This is a genomic window from Flavobacterium hibisci (assembly GCF_020026925.1).
Taxonomy (GTDB): Bacteria; Bacteroidota; Bacteroidia; order Flavobacteriales; family Flavobacteriaceae; genus Flavobacterium; species Flavobacterium hibisci.
Map to the genome: position 1 here is coordinate 41,073 of NZ_JAIQDW010000007.1, position 16,152 is coordinate 57,224.

Sequence of the window (16,152 nt, forward strand, 5' to 3'; positions counted from 1 at the left end):
GGATTATCTGTTTAAATAAAGACGACCTTGCTGAGGCGGTTTATTATCTTTATTAAAATGGATAACATAAAAATAGACCCCATTTGGTGCTATTCCGTCACCAAAACCTCCTCCTTCTAAATTTCTACCATCCCAATCCGGTTTGTTTTTATTTCCTTTAAACATAACATTGCCGTACCGATTATAAATTTCGAGAGCATAATTTGGATATAAAAAATCTATTTTAAGGATTTTAAAAGTATCGTTTACATTATCTCCGTTTGGTGAGAATCCGTCCGGAACAAAAAATGTTTCATATTCGGTTTCATCACAATGACTCAGTGAAACCTTCACTTCTAAATAATCTTCTGAAATACAATTTGTAGAGGCTGATATGTCGAAACCATAATAAGTTGTATTGTCTGTAAGAGGCATTGACGGAGCAAGCAAATTACCATTACTTAAAGCATCGTACCATACAACTGTTGAGGCAGCGTTTGTGTTATTCGACAAATCTAAAATAGCAGGATTTTCTAAACCACAAAAATTTTGTCCATCAGCATCTAAAACTGGTGCCGGTGAATCGCTTACTGTAACCTTAATCATAGTAGCAGGAGAGGTACACCCCGCTGCTGAAGTTTCGGTTACCCAATAATCCTCTGTTTTTAAAACATACGTATTAGCCAAAGGTGTGGTAAGAGCTGATGAATTATACCATTTGTAATGACTTCCGTTTGGGACTAAATTTGCAATTGTAGCTCTTTCAATTTTACAAAAAGACCGGTCCGCTGCAGTTGGGGCTAAAGGAATAGGATTTAGCGCAAAAGCATCAGAAACTGTTGTCAAATTAACATCACAGGAATTGTCATTATTTACCAGATTGACAATCGATATAGCAGTTGGTCCTGTATTTGGCAATAACACAGCCGGAATTATAAAGTCTGCTTTTCCATTTGTAGCCGCTAAACTAATAGTTTGTAAGGCTGCAGTATTACTGCCTGATAAAAGATATGAAATAGTAACATCTGTAAGCGTACCTAAGCCGGAAACTGAAGCCTTAAAAGGTTTATTGATACAATCATCCAACACTTCAACTTTAAGGTTCGATGCGTCAGGTAATTTATTTATAATTAAATTTCCATTCAAGTTAGCCGTATTGGTACAGTAAGGTGTTGCAGCATTAGTAATATTCGTAATTGTAATAATTGAATTCCCACTATTAGAATTTAAGTTTGAAGGAATTGTAAAACTTGCGTTCCCTCCTAAAACAGTAATGGCAGCAGATTGACCCGTTGCAATATTTGATCCTGAAACATTATACTTAATACTATAATCGCCATCTTCTAACCCCGAAGCATTTGAAATTATTGCCTGAACACTTTTATTTTGACAGGTTACGGCCGGTGTTAAAACAGCTCCGTTTAAAACCGGTATTTTATAAACATGTAAAACATCTGACAGATCATTGATAATGTTTACACACCCCTTTTCACTGCCAAACGCCTCAATATTTATAATTTTGACTGTAAAATTGCCTGGCTGTCGAAAATAATTTGAGCTTAGGGGAAAAGTTAAAACCCCATTATTAAATCCGGCTAGTATGGTTTTGGTTTCACCATTAGGGCCTGAAACATTATAGGTAACGTAAAATTGTCCATTAGGAATATTTTGGGTTCCCTGAGTTATTGTTGCTGAATAGGTGGCTGTTTGAATATCAGATTCGCAAATATCATTTTTTACTTCAATTTTTGCTCCTGTAAAATCATATTTCTTTTCAATTTTAATCCTTACAACAGCTCTTTCTATTTTACACACGGGACTTGTTGGTAAAACTGTATGAGTAAATAAATATTCCCCTATGCCATAATTATCATATATTTGCTGAACATTTATATTATGATCTTTTATAAAAGTAATCTGCCCTACACCGTTATTATCAGTCCATGTTCCTCCTGGATCTTCTCCAGAAATCCTATCATTCAGATCAAGATTAGAATATATTGAGAAATCACTGTCTTCACATAATATCAATGGTGCAGGGGTTCCCGGTTCAGGAGACCTGAAAACAGTTACAAAACCTGTTGAAGAGACAGCAGGACAACTTCCAATAGCAGCAATAGAATATGTAAATTTATAAGTTCCAGGCACGAAAGTTTTTGCATTAATAACACTAGGGGAAGCAGTTTGATTTGTATCATTGTACCAACTTCCTCCCGATTGAGGGCTCAATTGGCTATTCCCATTGAATATCTGAAAAAGATTAAATGCAGTATCATCGCTACACGCTGAAGCTTTTTCTGCAAAACCTGCGTATCCACCAATAATGACTTCGATAGTTGCAGCATTATCTGCACAGCCATTCGTACCTGCGACTGTGTAAGTATAATGGTATATTCCCTTGAAAGGAATTATCTGAGCATTTAAAATACCTGTAGCTTCATTTAAACCTCCTGAATTATCATCATCTGACCACGTACCTCCGGGAACAGCAGTAACTCCCAATAAAGGAAACAAATCTATTGCCTGACTGCTGCTATTAGGAATATCACAAACTTCAAAAGGAGCTGAAGAATCCACACCCGCACATTGAGAAAAAATTTTAGTTGGATTTAATAGAAAAACAAGGAAACAAAGATTAAAAGCAATTAAGAAAAAGTATTTTTTAATCATAGACTAATTAAATTTTCGTTAAAAATACTTAAATTATTTAACAAAACTATTTAATCTTACAAAACAAAACACTAACAACCTTATTATCAAATACAAAACAAAATAAAAAAGAAAAAACTACAACTCATCTTCTAATCGAAAACGGAATTTTAGCAATATACTATTACGTTCAACTTCTAAATTAATCCAGATATCTTCTTCTGATTTCAAAAGGTTATTAATTTGTTGCAATGTATATTTATAAGGCTTAGTATTATTAATACTAATAATAACATCTCCTTTTTGGATTCCACTTTTTTCCGCTGCTGATTTTTTGCGTACATTAACAATTTCAAAAATTGGCTTTAATTGAAATTTATACCTGAAATCATTATTGTTTTTACCGTTAAAATTTTCATCTGTTGCGTTACCTACACGTACTGTCTCTAGATGTACGGTTTCCTGCACCCATTGCAAACCATTATGTTGAACTGTGATTCCACTTTTGTTATAACTGAAAGGCTCATTGAACTTATTATTTTTTTTCAGATACATTTTTTTATCAGCATAATCCAAAACAATGGTAAATCTTTTTAGAACTTCGCCTCCAACTGAACCGACCCTGTTTGCAACCATCTTTACATTTTTTATAGAGCTTGAATCAGGAAAAGAAACAATTGGATTTTTAAATGTAAAATCAGCAAGCGAAAAATTAGAAATTTTGGCTCTATGACCTTCTATGTCGCCACTAAATCCTTTTCCAAGAAAATCAGGAAAATTCTTTTTTGGTAACTTAATTTTATCATTTTCAAAAACCCAGAAGGAATCGCTATTACCTATATCTATAAGTAGCTTTGCCGGAATATTTTTACCTGAAACCATCGCCGAAGCCATAACGTAAGGTTTAGACCTTTCAATAGTAATAGGTATTGTTTTAAATTTTTTATCAAAGCTATTTCTAACATTCTCATTATTCTGATGTACCAAAATTTTTTTCTTTTGATAATTAATTTCTACTACATTATTTCTAAAAAATTTGTATCCTATTATTCCGTTAACCGGAATTCCAACATGTGAAGACAGATTGAACCCCTGATCTAAAATAATATAAACCAGATGATTAATAGATTTTAAACCATGCGTTACCAGAATATTATTTGTTGATTTTAAGCCTTCAATTTCCTCTTCACTTCCTAATCCGCGAAGTTTAATTTTTTCCACATTTTTAAAACTAACCTCTTTTTTGTCTTCCATGCTGAATAAAATTGTTTCATCAACCCCAGAATCTAATAAAAAGTTCAACTCAATACCATTTACCTTAATTGGAATAAAAACTAAATTATTAATTAGTTTAAAAGGGATTACTACTTTCTTTTTATTCCTTTCAATTAAAAAATCATCCTGAGCATCTGATATAAAAGATGTCAAAAGCAAAAAAAACAATAAGATATATTTTTTCATTGACAATTTTTATTATAAAATTACTAAAAAAACTGATTATTGTTACATTTTTACAACTCCCTCTATTGTTTACGTTAAATCCGAAAAAAAAATGCAAATTTGCACTTCAATAATTTATACTCATGCCAACAATTTCACACAAGGGTAGAAACATGCCCGAATCACCGATACGCAAGCTGGCTCCTTTTGCAGATTTAGCAAAGAAAAAAGGGCGCAAAGTGTATCACTTAAACATTGGTCAACCGGATATAAAAACACCCGAAGTGGCCATCGAGGCGGTAAAAAATATTGATTTGACTCTTATAGAATATAGTCCTTCTGCAGGATATGAAAGCTATAGAAAAAAATTAGCTCAATTTTACCAGCGCCAAAATGTAAACGTCAATACAGAAGACATCATTATAACTACTGGTGGCTCTGAAGCCTTACTTTTTGCACTGGCCACAATTACAGATCCCGGAGATGAAATCATTATACCGGAACCTTTTTATGCTAATTACCATGCCTTTGCATCCTCAACAAGTGCAACTGTAGTCCCACTTGTTTCTACAATTGAAACTGCATTTGCCTTGCCAAGTATTGATGAGGTTGAAAAATTAATTACACCTAAAACAAAAGCCATTCTGATTTGCAATCCCGGAAATCCGACTGGATATTTATATACAGAAGCAGAAATTAAACAATTGGCAGGCTTAATAAAAAAGCATGATTTGTATCTAATTGCTGATGAAGTCTATCGTGAATTTTTGTATGATGGAGATGATGAGCATTTTTCTGTAATGAATTTAGAAGATGTACAGCAAAACGTGATCATGGTCGATTCTGTTTCAAAACGCTACAGTATGTGTGGTGCCAGAATTGGTTGTTTAGTAACAAAAAACAAGCAGATCTTAGCAACGGTAATGAAATTTGCCCAGGCACGTCTGAGTCCGCCAACAATTGAACAAATAGCTTGTGAAGCTGCAATAGACACGCCTCAAAGTTATTTTGATGAAGTAATTTCAGAATATAAAAGTCGTCGCGATACTTTGATTACGGAACTAAACAAAATTGAAGGTGTAATCGTAACCAAGCCTAAAGGCGCTTTTTATTGTATTGCACAGTTGCCAATAGACAATTCTGAAGATTTTGCACAATGGCTTCTGGAAAGTTATGATTTGAACGGAGAAACTGTAATGGTAGCACCGGCAGCAGGTTTTTATTCGACTCCCGGAATGGGTTTGAATCAGGTTCGAATTGCTTATGTATTAAATAAAAAGGATTTGAAAACCGCTGTAAATATATTGAAAGAAGCACTTACCGCTTACAACAAAAAATAACAAGAGTTAAATAAGGACTTCAAAAGACAATAACTAATAATAGGTTATTGTCTTTTGTGTTTTTAAAAACCCCAGTTGAGCATTAATCTCATATTTATGTCGAAAAGGAGTAATTAATAATAAAAACGATTGAAAAGGTTTCCTATTTATTAATTATCTTTACCGCCTTAAAAAGATATACCCACTATAATAGTAGTTTTTAATGATAAATAACGAAGATTTTTTAGACGAAATAGGCGACAGTCATTTCAGCAGTAATGCAAAAAACCCTTTAAGAGAAGATGCCTTTGACTTAAGTGATGAAGAAAAAATAGAAAAAATAAAAAAAGATGTTGAAAATATTCTGCAAACTCTTGGAATGGATTTGACTGATGACAGCATAAAGGGAACTCCAAACAGAGTTGCAAAAATGTTTGTAAAAGAGATTTTTGGAGGCCTCAACCCTTCAAAACAGCCAAAAGCTTCTACATTTGACAATAATTATAAGTATGGAGAAATGCTCGTTGAAAAAAATATTACCGTTTATTCTACCTGTGAACACCACTTATTACCTATCATTGGCCGGGCTCATGTAGCATATATTTCAAGCGGAAGAGTTATTGGTCTATCAAAAATGAACCGTATTGTAGAATATTATGCGAAAAGGCCTCAGGTTCAGGAACGTTTGACTATGCAGATTGTTCAGGAACTTCAAAAAGCTTTAGGCACAGAAGATGTTGCCTGCGTTATAGATGCCAAACACCTTTGTGTTAATTCAAGAGGAATTAAAGATATTGAAAGCAGTACAGTAACTTCTGAATTTGGTGGGAAATTTAAAGATCCACAGACTAAAAGAGAATTTTTGGATTATATTAAATTAGAAACTCAGTTCTAATCATTACTATTTTCTATTATTTATTGTCTAGCCCTGATCGAAGCGGCATCCTTTTATGGTGGGGTTCACCATAAAAGATATAGTGGAGAGCAGGATTAGCTTCTAAAAATTAAATTAAAAATATGCCTTTATACACTAATCAACATCTAAAAATATACAACTCGCTTTCGGGTGAAAAAGAAAATTTCAAACCAATCCATGAAGGAAATGTTGGAATGTATGTTTGCGGACCTACAGTTTACAGCAATGTGCACTTAGGAAATGTGAGAACTTTTATGTCTTTTGATGTGATTTTCAGGTATTTTTTACATCTGGGCTACAAAGTACGTTATGTACGTAATATCACTGATGTAGGTCATATTGTAGATGATGTTGATGAAGGAGAAGATAAAATTGCGAAAAAAGCACGCTTAGAGCAATTAGAACCTATGGAGGTTGTTCAGCGCTATACTGTCGATTTTCATGATATCCTGAAAGCCTTCAATTTTTTACCGCCAAGTATTGAACCTACTGCAACTGGACATATTATAGAGCAAATCGAAATCATCAAAAAAATAATTGATACCGGAATTGGTTATGAAGCCAACGGATCGGTTTATTTTGATGTTGTAAAATATAATAAAACTAACAATTACGGGATTTTAAGTGGCAGAAACATAGAAGATATGCTTGCCAATACCCGTGATTTAGATGGCCAGTCAGACAAAAGAAACCCACAGGATTTTGCACTTTGGAAAAAAGCAGAACCGGAACATATCATGAGATGGCCTTCTCCCTGGAGCGATGGTTTTCCTGGCTGGCATCTTGAATGTACTGCCATGAGTACAAAATACTTAGGAAATCATTTTGACATTCATGGAGGCGGAATGGATTTAAAATTCCCACACCACGAATGCGAAATTGCTCAAAACGAAGCCTGCACTGGTCAATCTCCGGTTAATTACTGGATGCATGCCAATATGCTGACTTTAAACGGCAAGAAAATGGCAAAGTCAACTGGCAATAATATTTTACCGGGCGAGATTTTGAGTGGCGATAATACCGTTTTAAGTAAGGCATTTTCTGCTTCTGTAACACGTTTTTTCATGTTGCAGGCACATTATAGAAGCATTTTGGATTTTTCTGATGATGCTATAACAGCTGCCGAAAAAGGATATAAACGATTAATGGAAGCGATTGATGCATTGCCAACTATTTCTGCAGGAAATTCAAGCTCTATTGATTTTGGAACATGGAAACAATTGTGCTACGACGCCATGAATGACGATTTTAATACGCCAATTTTAATCGCGCAATTATTCGAAGGAGTACGTTATATCAATTTATTAAAAGAAGGAAAAGAAACTATTTCTGCCGATGATTTAAAATCATTTTCAACAGCAATTAATGCTTTCGTATTTGATGTTTTAGGTTTAAGCGACGAGAAGGCTGCTGACAGCAATAACGATAAATTAGAAGGTGTAGTAAACATGCTGATCGAAATGAGAAATCAGGCCAGAGCTGATAAAAATTTTGCTCTTTCTGACCAAATCAGGGATCAGTTAATTGCTTTAGGAATTCAATTAAAGGACGGAAAAGAAGGTACCACCTTTTCAATATAAATCAGTTATTTCTAATAAATCATGAAAGTCACCACTCCATTTGTTTTATTAGTACGCTTTTATCAAAACGCCATTTCGCCATTTACACCGGCCTCATGCAGGTTTGAGCCTACATGTTCAAGCTATATGATTGAAGCCTTACAAAAACACGGATTATTTCATGGAGGGTATTTGGGAATAAAACGCATTTTAAGCTGTCATCCCTGGGGAAAAACAGGTTATGACCCAGTTCCTGAAAAAAAATGTTCGCATAAACATTAACTTTTATTAATGACTAACTCTGTTTTAAATATTTATTTTTACAATTAACAAAACACAATATTACATGACACACGCCTTAAATATCGTTTGGAATCCTTCTGAGGGAATTGATTTAGGATTTTTTATGATTCGCTATTACAGTCTAATGTTCGTAATTGCTTTTGGTTTAGGATGGCTCCTGATGAAAAAGATGTTCGAGCGCGAAAACGAATCAATCGACAAACTGGATTCATTATTTGTCTGGACAGTTTTAGCAACTTTAATTGGCGCCCGTTTGGGACATGTTTTATTCTATGACTGGGAATATTTTAGAAATCATTTACTGGAGATCTTTTTACCATTTAAACTTGAACCTGAATTTCAATTTACCGGATTTCAGGGACTAGCAAGTCATGGCGCTGCCATTGCTATTATAATTGCGATGTATTACTACAGCAAAATGATCCTAAAGCGCCCGTTATTGTGGATTTTAGACCGAGTAGTCATTCCGGTAGCAAGCGGCGCTATTTTTGTACGTATCGGAAATTTTATGAATTCTGAGATTATAGGAAACGAAACCACTTCTGCATTTGGAATTCGCTTTTTACACGATACGTTTAGCAAAAGCGAAGCTGTAAATGCTACTCAAATTGCAAATCCTGCAGATGCTTACACCGCAATTGCAACTGACCCAAAATTTGCAGATTTATTAGCTCAGGTTCCTGCCAAACACCCAACACAATTATATGAAGCGTTCTGCTATATTTTTGTATTCGCCATTTTATACTTCTTATACTGGAAAACAAATGCAAGACTTAAATCAGGGTATTTATTTGGCTTATTTTTGGTTCTTTTATTTGTAGTAAGATTTATAGTAGAATTTGTAAAAGAAAGTCAGGGCGGTTTTGAAAGCACATTAGGCTATTTCTCAACCGGACAATGGCTAAGCATCCCTTTTATCATAATCGGTCTTTTCTTCATCATCAGAGCACAAAGAAATCCTTTAGCAGCTTCTTAACACAAATCAAAAATTATATAATGCCCGATATTTTCAAATATTGGGCATTTTTTTTACAGAAAAGTATCTGATAATGTAAATATTATTAGAAGCAGGCACCTCAATTTCCATAACAACTTTTGTCCTGCTCTCCGCTGTATCTTTTATACCGAACCCCGGCATAAAAGGATACCGCTTCGATCAGGGCTAAATTAGATGTTTTGTTTCAAAAAACATTTCTAAAAAAAATATTTTAAATAAAACATTTCTCAATATCTTTCAAAAACTCATCTAACGCAAATTTTTTCATTTTTTTGTTACTCAAAACCCCCTTTGACTGTATTAAAAATTCTTGACGAAAATCTTTATCGTCTGTTCTGTGTTTGCTTAAAAAAAGGATCAAATTCAACTTTTAATTCATATTCTACAGCGGGCTCTTTTCTTAATATTTTTAAAGGTCTTGCCATAAAAAAGGTTCAAAACCTTTTGACACACAAATTACACCAATGTATATTTTCTCTATTTCAGAATCATACTTTTTTTCAGCCAAACATTTATTTAAAGCACCTTCTAAATCATTAACTATTAACGTATCCTCAAAAATAAATTCTCTTGAAAACTGTGTTCCAATGCTAAACTCCATAATTTTTATCAAATATTAATTTCTTCTTGACTGGTAATACATTCACCAAATTTCTCTTTCAATTCAAATATAAACAAAAAAAGATCCAGCTTTCACTGGATCTTTTCTCTATATAAAACTAAGGTTAATTAAACCTTATTATTATGCTTGTCTTCAATTGTGTGTTTCTCATCAGAAGAAATCGTATCAACCAATACAGGTGTAGCGATAAACAATGACGAATATGTACCTACAATAATACCAATTAACATGGCAAATATAAATCCTCTGATTGACTCACCACCAAAGATGAACATGGTTAATAATACAATGATCATCATTAATGAAGTATTCAATGTTCTTGACAATGTAGTATTAATAGAAGCGTTTACGATATCTTCGAAACTTCCTTTACGATTTCCGATAATAAACTCTCTAACCCTGTCGAATACAATTACGGTATCGTTCATAGAATAACCTATTACGGTTAGAATCGCAGCGATAAAGTGCTGATCCATTTCCATGTGGAAAGGCATGAATTTATAACATAAAGAGTAAATTCCTAATACAAAAATTACATCATGCGCAACGGCTGCAATCGCACCTAAAGAGTACTGCCATTTACGGAAAGATACCATTAAGTATAAGAAAATAACTGCCATTGCACCAAGAACTGCCCAGTACGAATTTGTTTTGATATCTTCAGAGATTGAAGCTCCTACTTTAGAAGCCTGTAAAACTCCTATTTTTTTACCATCATAAGTATTTGTAAATTTCTCATAAGAAACATTAGGGAAATATTTCGCTAAAGCCTTGTATAATTTTTGATTTACTTCTTCATCAACAGCTACTCCATCTTCTTTAATTTTGTATTTCGTAGTGATTTTTAACTGATCATCGTCACCTAAAATTTTAGCTTCAACCGGAGTTCCGAAAGCAGCAGATAATTCATCTGAAATTACAGTTGCATCAACTGGTTTTTCAAATTTAACCTGGAAAGTTCTACCTCCAACAAAATCCACGCCTTCATCTAATCCATTAACAAAGAAAATAGAAATTAAACTTACTACAACTACAATAGAAGAGAAGATGTAAGTGAATTTTTTGATTTTAATAAAATCAAAGTGAAAATTAGTAAACCAGTTTTTAGTGATATTTGTAGAGAACGTTAAATCTCCTTTTCCAGCAATATTTCTGTCAATAAAAATTCTTGCAATAAAAATTGAAGTAAACAATGAAGTTACGATACCAATAAGCAATGTTAAAGCAAAACCTTTAATTGGACCTGTACCAAAAATAAACAAAATTGCTCCTGTCAATACGTGTGTAACGTTGGCATCAATAATAGAACGCATTGCACCGTGCCATCCGTAAGACGCTGTAACAGCTTCAGATAATGACTTACCTTCTCGTAATTCTTCTTTTGCCCTTTCAAATATAATAATGTTCGCATCTACCGCAGTACCTAATGTTAATACGATACCTGCAATACCCGGTAATGTTAATACAAAACCAAAACTAGCCATAATTCCGAATAAGAAAAGCAAGTTTAATAATAATGCAAGATTAGCATACCAACCCGCTTTACCATAATAGAATACCATCCATCCGCAAACTAATAAAAATCCTAATATAGAAGAAATTGTTCCCGCATCGATTGCAGCCTGTCCTAAAGATGGACCTACAACAGTAGATTGAATAATATCTGCAGAAGCCGGTAATTTACCCGCATTCAATACGTTTGCTAAATCTTTCGTTTCAGCTACATCAAAAGAACCTGTAATTTCAGATCTTCCTCCTGCGATTGGTCCGCTAGTTACCCCTGGTGCAGAATAAACTACATTATCCAGAACAATAGCGATATAACTTTTTTGAGAAAAAGCTCTTCCTGTCAATTCTTCCCAAATTTTTGCTCCCTGACTGTTCATTTGCATAGAAACAGCTGGTTTTCCTAATTGGTCAAAAGTATCTTTTGCATCTGTAACAACACCACCACTCATAGCAGGAGCGTTATCTCTGTTTCCTTTTAAAGCGTATAATTCTACAGCTTCAATATCTTTTCCTTTTGCATCTTTAGTAGTAGTTGGCTTGCTCCATACAAATTTTGCATTGTGTTGGTCAGCAGCCAATAAGATCCTGATTTCAGGTCTCTTAAAATACTCATTAACAACAGCAGTATCTTTTGGAGCGAAGTAACCTAAAACAGGTCCACCACCCTGGCCAATCATTTTGTCAAATAATGGATTATTTCCTTTTTTAGTATCAAGTGAATCTTTTGCATCTGTTAACAATGCATTCAATGAATCTTTTGCAACAGCTTTAGTTTCTGTTTTTTTGATTTCAGTCTTTTTTAAAGCCTCATTAGTAGCCACTAAGAAGTTTCCAATTTCTTCAATTTTAAAAGTTTCCCAAAACTCTAATTGAGCTTTCCCTCCTAATAATTTCTTGATTCTGTCAACATCTTTAGCACCTGGAAGTTCTACTAAAATTCTTCCTGTTTCACCTAATTTCTGAACGTTTGGCTGAGTAACACCAAATTTATCTATACGCTCCCTTAGTACTTTAAAAGCACTTTCAACAGACTCATCAACTTTTCTTTTAATTACTTTTTGAGCTTGCGCATCAGACATTTGAAAATCGATACCACCTTCTCCCTGTAAGCTTCTGTTTGCAAAAATATCAGGTGAAGCCAGCTTCACACTTCCTTTAGAATTTGCATCAAAAGCTTCAAAAAACTTATTTAAATAGGTTTTATTTCCTTCTAAATTTGCACTTGCATCGGCTAATGATTTGTTAAAAACAGGGTTCTTAGAATTATTAGCCAAACCTTTCAAAACATCTTTAATAGAAATTTGAAGAATCACGTTGATTCCTCCTTCTAAGTCAAGACCTTTATTTAACTGTTTGTTTTTTACTTCATTATAAGTAAAATCTGTAAAACCAAGATCAAAAACTTTTACTTTGCCAATAGAATCTAAATATTTTAATTCTTTATCAGGATTATCTCCTGCAAAAGCTTTAGCTTCCTCTTTGACATTATTTGCCACAAAAGTGAAAGAAAGTTGGTAAATACTTACCAATGCAAATAGAATTGCGAAAAATTTAATAAGTCCTTTATTCTGCATTATTACTAAAAATTAATTATGTTTTATTGTTTGTTTTTGCTTTAAATTCCCATAAAATAAGCCCTGACATGAGTTTTTAAAACTAAAAAATCGTGATCACGAATTACAACATTTTTTTTAAACCGAGCAAATATATAATTCTCGAAAAGATTAAACAATTTATTTATTAATTAATCTCAAAAAAAAGACTGCAAAAGTGCAGCCTTTTCCTTTTTTTTCGATATTTTTTATACTAAAATCGATTTCAGGGCATCATTCATCCCCCTAACTGCATCTGCGCTTTTAGCAAACAAAGCTTTTTCTTCTTCGTTTAAGTGAATTTCTAAAATTTGTTCAACCCCGTTTTTACCAATTATGCAGGGCACCCCAATACATATATCTTTTTGTCCGTATTCTCCATCTACATAGACAGAGCAGGCTATCATTTTTTTCTGGTCATTTAAAATACTGTCCACCAAAAAAGCAACTGAAGCTCCAGGGGCATACCATGCAGACGTACCTAAAAGCCCTGTTAGAGTGGCTCCTCCAACCATTGTATCGGCAGCTACTTTTTGCAACACATCTTCTGAAAGAAATTCAGTTACCGGTATTCCGTTATAGGATGCCAGACGGGTTAACGGAATCATAGTTGTATCGCCATGACCGCCAATTACCATTGCTGAAATATCATTTGCAGGTTTATCCAAAGCCAAAGAAAGATAAGTTCTGAATCGGGAGCTGTCTAATGCCCCTCCCATACCTATAATTCTATTTTTAGGCAATCCCGTAGATTTTAAAGCCAGATATGTCATCGTATCCATAGGGTTAGAAACCATAACGATAATGGTATTAGGCGAATATTTCAATACATTTTCAGCAACTGTTTTTACAATTCCTGCATTTATACCAATTAATTCTTCACGAGTCATTCCCGGTTTTCTTGGAATTCCAGATGTTATTACTACTACATCACTTCCTGCGGTTTTCGAATAATCGTTTGTAACACCTGACACATGCGTATTAAAACCTGTATTCGTTGCACATTGCATAATATCCAACGCCTTACCTTCGGCAAAACCTTCTTTAATATCCAACAATACTACTTCGCTGGCTATTCCTCTATAAGAAATAACATCTGCACAAGTGGCTCCAACATTTCCTGCTCCTACAATGGTAACTTTCATATTTTATACTTTATTGGTTATTAATTAATTTTTCGATAAATCAACAATTCGTTTAATCGTTTAGGTAAATTTAAACAATTAAACGAATTGACGGTTAAATTTTATTAGGCATCGATATTTGCATAAACAGCATTTTTCTCAATAAATTCTCTACGAGGCGGTACTTCATCACCCATCAACATTGAAAAAACCTGATCTGCTTCAGCCAGACTATCAATATTTACCTGACGTAAAGTTCTGAAATTTGGATCCATCGTAGTTTCCCACAATTGCTCTGCATTCATCTCTCCAAGACCTTTATAACGCTGAATAGCAGCACTTCCTCCCATTCTTTCATTCGCCTGATCACGCTGAACGTCATTCCAAGCGTATTCTTTTTTATTTCCTTTTTTAACTAAATATAAAGGTGGAGCTGCGATGTAAACGTGACCTTCTTCAATCAATTCTTTCATGAAGCGGAAGAAGAACGTTAATATTAAGGTAGAAATGTGACTACCATCGACATCGGCATCACACATGATGATTACTTTATGGTAACGTAATTTTGAAAGATTCAGTGCTTTACTATCTTCTTCTGTTCCGACAGTAACACCAAGTGCTGTAAAGATATTTCGAATCTCTTCATTTTCAAATACTTTATGATGCATCGCTTTTTCAACATTCAGAATTTTACCTCGCAATGGCAGAATAGCCTGAAAATTACGGTCACGACCTTGCTTTGCTGTTCCACCAGCCGAATCTCCCTCGACAAGGTAAACCTCACATCTAGCCGGATCCTGCTCAGAACAGTCTGAAAGTTTTCCTGGCAATCCTCCACCACCCATAACGGTTTTACGCTGTACCATTTCACGCGCTTTTTTCGCAGCATGACGTGCCTGGGCAGCCAAAATTACTTTCTGAATAATTACTCTTGCATCATTTGGATTTTCTTCCAGATAATTCTCAAGCATTTCTCCAACAGCCTGGGAAACCGGAGAAACTACTTCTCTGTTTCCAAGTTTGGTTTTTGTCTGTCCTTCGAATTGAGGTTCTGCAACTTTTACTGAAATAATAGCTGTTAGCCCTTCACGAAAATCGTCTCCGGCAATTTCGAATTTCAATTTATCCAGCATTCCGGATGAATCTGCATATTTTTTAAGCGTTCTTGTCAAACCACTTCTAAAACCTTGTAAATGCGTACCACCTTCATGTGTATTGATATTGTTTACATAAGAGAAAATATTCTCTGTATAACTTGTATTGTAAATCAAAGCTACCTCAACCGGAATCTCACCTTTATCGTGATCCATGCTGATTACATGAGAAATAATTGGCTCACGATTACCGTCTAAATAGCGGATATATTCTTTAAGTCCTTCTGTAGAATGAAAAACTTCGCTTTTAAATTCGCCTTTTTCATCAACTTCTCTTTTGTCTGTAAAAGTAATTGTGATTCCTTTATTCAAAAAAGAAAGCTCACGCATACGGGCAGATAAAGTATCGTACGAAAATTCTGTTGTTTGAGTAAAAATAGTATTGTCAGGGTAAAAAGTCTGACGTGTACCTCTTTTATCGGTTTCCCCGATTTGTTTTACCGGATATAATGATTTTCCTCTTTCATATTCCTGTTCGTAGATTTTTCCTTCCCTGAAAACAGTAGATTTCATATGAACAGAAAGAGCATTTACAACAGAAACACCAACACCGTGAAGACCTCCTGAAACTTTATAAGAATCTTTATCGAATTTACCTCCAGCTCCAATCTTAGTCATTACAACCTCAAGTGCAGAAACTCCTTCTTTTTTATGTAAATCAACCGGAATACCACGACCATTATCTTCAACTGTTACCGAACCGTCTTCGTTAATTGCAACACTAATCGTATCACAATGTCCTCCCATCGCCTCATCAATAGAGTTATCCACAACTTCATAAACCAAATGGTGCAGCCCTCGAACACCCACATCTCCAATATACATCGACGGACGCATTCTTACGTGCTCCATTCCTTCTAATGCCTGAATACTATCTGCTGAATAATTGTTCTTCTTGATTTCTTCGCTCATATATTTTATTCTAAAAAAATGTAATAATTGTCTAACACGCAAATATATAAAAACGCAATTTATATACCTCTTAAAAA

11 protein-coding genes are annotated in these 16,152 nt (G+C 34.2%); 5 read left to right on the plus strand and 6 right to left on the minus strand.

Annotation, left to right across the window (positions count from 1 at the left end):
* Positions 1–3: 3 nt before the first annotated feature.
* Positions 4–2,649: a gliding motility-associated C-terminal domain-containing protein gene (locus K8B81_RS09015; RefSeq protein ID WP_223681029.1), complete on the minus strand. Its 2,646-nt coding sequence runs from the start codon at positions 2,647–2,649 to the stop codon at positions 4–6.
* Positions 2,650–2,766: 117 nt separating this feature from the next.
* Positions 2,767–4,089, minus strand: coding sequence for a PDZ domain-containing protein (locus tag K8B81_RS09020; RefSeq protein ID WP_223681031.1), 1,323 nt, complete (start codon positions 4,087–4,089; stop codon positions 2,767–2,769).
* A gap of 122 nt (positions 4,090–4,211) precedes the next feature.
* Here K8B81_RS09020 and K8B81_RS09025 point away from each other — a divergent pair, with 122 nt between their 5' ends.
* The 5 genes from K8B81_RS09025 to lgt all read left to right on the plus strand — a co-directional run bounded on the left by K8B81_RS09025 (position 4,212) and on the right by lgt (position 9,141).
* Positions 4,212–5,408 carry a pyridoxal phosphate-dependent aminotransferase gene (locus K8B81_RS09025; RefSeq protein WP_223681033.1) on the plus strand — a complete coding sequence of 399 codons (1,197 nt, stop codon included), beginning with the start codon at positions 4,212–4,214 and terminating at the stop codon, positions 5,406–5,408.
* Between the two features lie 202 nt (positions 5,409–5,610).
* Positions 5,611–6,282: a GTP cyclohydrolase I FolE gene (folE, locus tag K8B81_RS09030; protein ID WP_223681035.1), complete on the plus strand. Its 672-nt coding sequence runs from the start codon at positions 5,611–5,613 to the stop codon at positions 6,280–6,282.
* Between the two features lie 122 nt (positions 6,283–6,404).
* Entirely contained in the window at positions 6,405–7,883 is a 1,479-nt protein-coding gene (cysS, locus tag K8B81_RS09035; protein WP_223681037.1) for a cysteine--tRNA ligase, read from the plus strand.
* A gap of 21 nt (positions 7,884–7,904) precedes the next feature.
* Positions 7,905–8,144: a membrane protein insertion efficiency factor YidD gene (gene yidD, locus K8B81_RS09040; RefSeq protein WP_223681039.1), complete on the plus strand. Its 240-nt coding sequence runs from the start codon at positions 7,905–7,907 to the stop codon at positions 8,142–8,144.
* 64 nt (positions 8,145–8,208) lie between these two features.
* Positions 8,209–9,141 carry a prolipoprotein diacylglyceryl transferase gene (gene lgt, locus K8B81_RS09045; protein WP_223681042.1) on the plus strand — a complete coding sequence of 311 codons (933 nt, stop codon included), beginning with the start codon at positions 8,209–8,211 and terminating at the stop codon, positions 9,139–9,141.
* Positions 9,142–9,571: 430 nt separating this feature from the next.
* Here lgt and K8B81_RS09050 read toward each other — a convergent pair whose 3' ends face one another.
* The 4 genes from K8B81_RS09050 to gyrB all read right to left on the minus strand — a co-directional run bounded on the left by K8B81_RS09050 (position 9,572) and on the right by gyrB (position 16,075).
* On the minus strand, positions 9,572–9,763 hold the full coding sequence (locus K8B81_RS09050; protein WP_223681044.1) for a hypothetical protein: 192 nt from the start codon (positions 9,761–9,763) through the stop codon (positions 9,572–9,574).
* Between the two features lie 128 nt (positions 9,764–9,891).
* Positions 9,892–12,867, minus strand: a complete 2,976-nt coding sequence (secDF, locus tag K8B81_RS09055; protein ID WP_223681046.1) for a protein translocase subunit SecDF — start codon at positions 12,865–12,867, stop codon at positions 9,892–9,894.
* A 227-nt stretch (positions 12,868–13,094) separates the two neighbouring features.
* Positions 13,095–14,030 (minus strand): malate dehydrogenase, encoded by a 936-nt coding sequence (gene mdh / locus K8B81_RS09060; RefSeq protein WP_223681048.1) that lies wholly within the window; start codon positions 14,028–14,030, stop codon positions 13,095–13,097.
* Positions 14,031–14,134: 104 nt separating this feature from the next.
* Entirely contained in the window at positions 14,135–16,075 is a 1,941-nt protein-coding gene (gene gyrB, locus K8B81_RS09065; RefSeq protein WP_223681050.1) for a DNA topoisomerase (ATP-hydrolyzing) subunit B, read from the minus strand.
* Positions 16,076–16,152 lie beyond the last annotated feature (77 nt).

Excerpts from the sequence above, each read along its gene's own strand:
- K8B81_RS09020 (WP_223681031.1), bottom strand. The coding sequence starts at position 4,089 with ATGAAAAAATATATCTTATTGTTTTTTTTGCTTTTGACATCTTTTATA.
- K8B81_RS09050 (WP_223681044.1), bottom strand. The coding sequence starts at position 9,763 with ATGGAGTTTAGCATTGGAACACAGTTTTCAAGAGAATTTATTTTTGAG.
- K8B81_RS09025 (WP_223681033.1), top strand. The coding sequence starts at position 4,212 with ATGCCAACAATTTCACACAAGGGTAGAAACATGCCCGAATCACCGATA.
- lgt (WP_223681042.1), top strand. The coding sequence starts at position 8,209 with ATGACACACGCCTTAAATATCGTTTGGAATCCTTCTGAGGGAATTGAT.
- folE (WP_223681035.1), top strand. The coding sequence starts at position 5,611 with ATGATAAATAACGAAGATTTTTTAGACGAAATAGGCGACAGTCATTTC.
- K8B81_RS09015 (WP_223681029.1), bottom strand. The coding sequence starts at position 2,649 with ATGATTAAAAAATACTTTTTCTTAATTGCTTTTAATCTTTGTTTCCTT.
- gyrB (WP_223681050.1), bottom strand. The coding sequence starts at position 16,075 with ATGAGCGAAGAAATCAAGAAGAACAATTATTCAGCAGATAGTATTCAG.
- mdh (WP_223681048.1), bottom strand. The coding sequence starts at position 14,030 with ATGAAAGTTACCATTGTAGGAGCAGGAAATGTTGGAGCCACTTGTGCA.
- yidD (WP_223681039.1), top strand. The coding sequence starts at position 7,905 with ATGAAAGTCACCACTCCATTTGTTTTATTAGTACGCTTTTATCAAAAC.
- secDF (WP_223681046.1), bottom strand. The coding sequence starts at position 12,867 with ATGCAGAATAAAGGACTTATTAAATTTTTCGCAATTCTATTTGCATTG.
- cysS (WP_223681037.1), top strand. The coding sequence starts at position 6,405 with ATGCCTTTATACACTAATCAACATCTAAAAATATACAACTCGCTTTCG.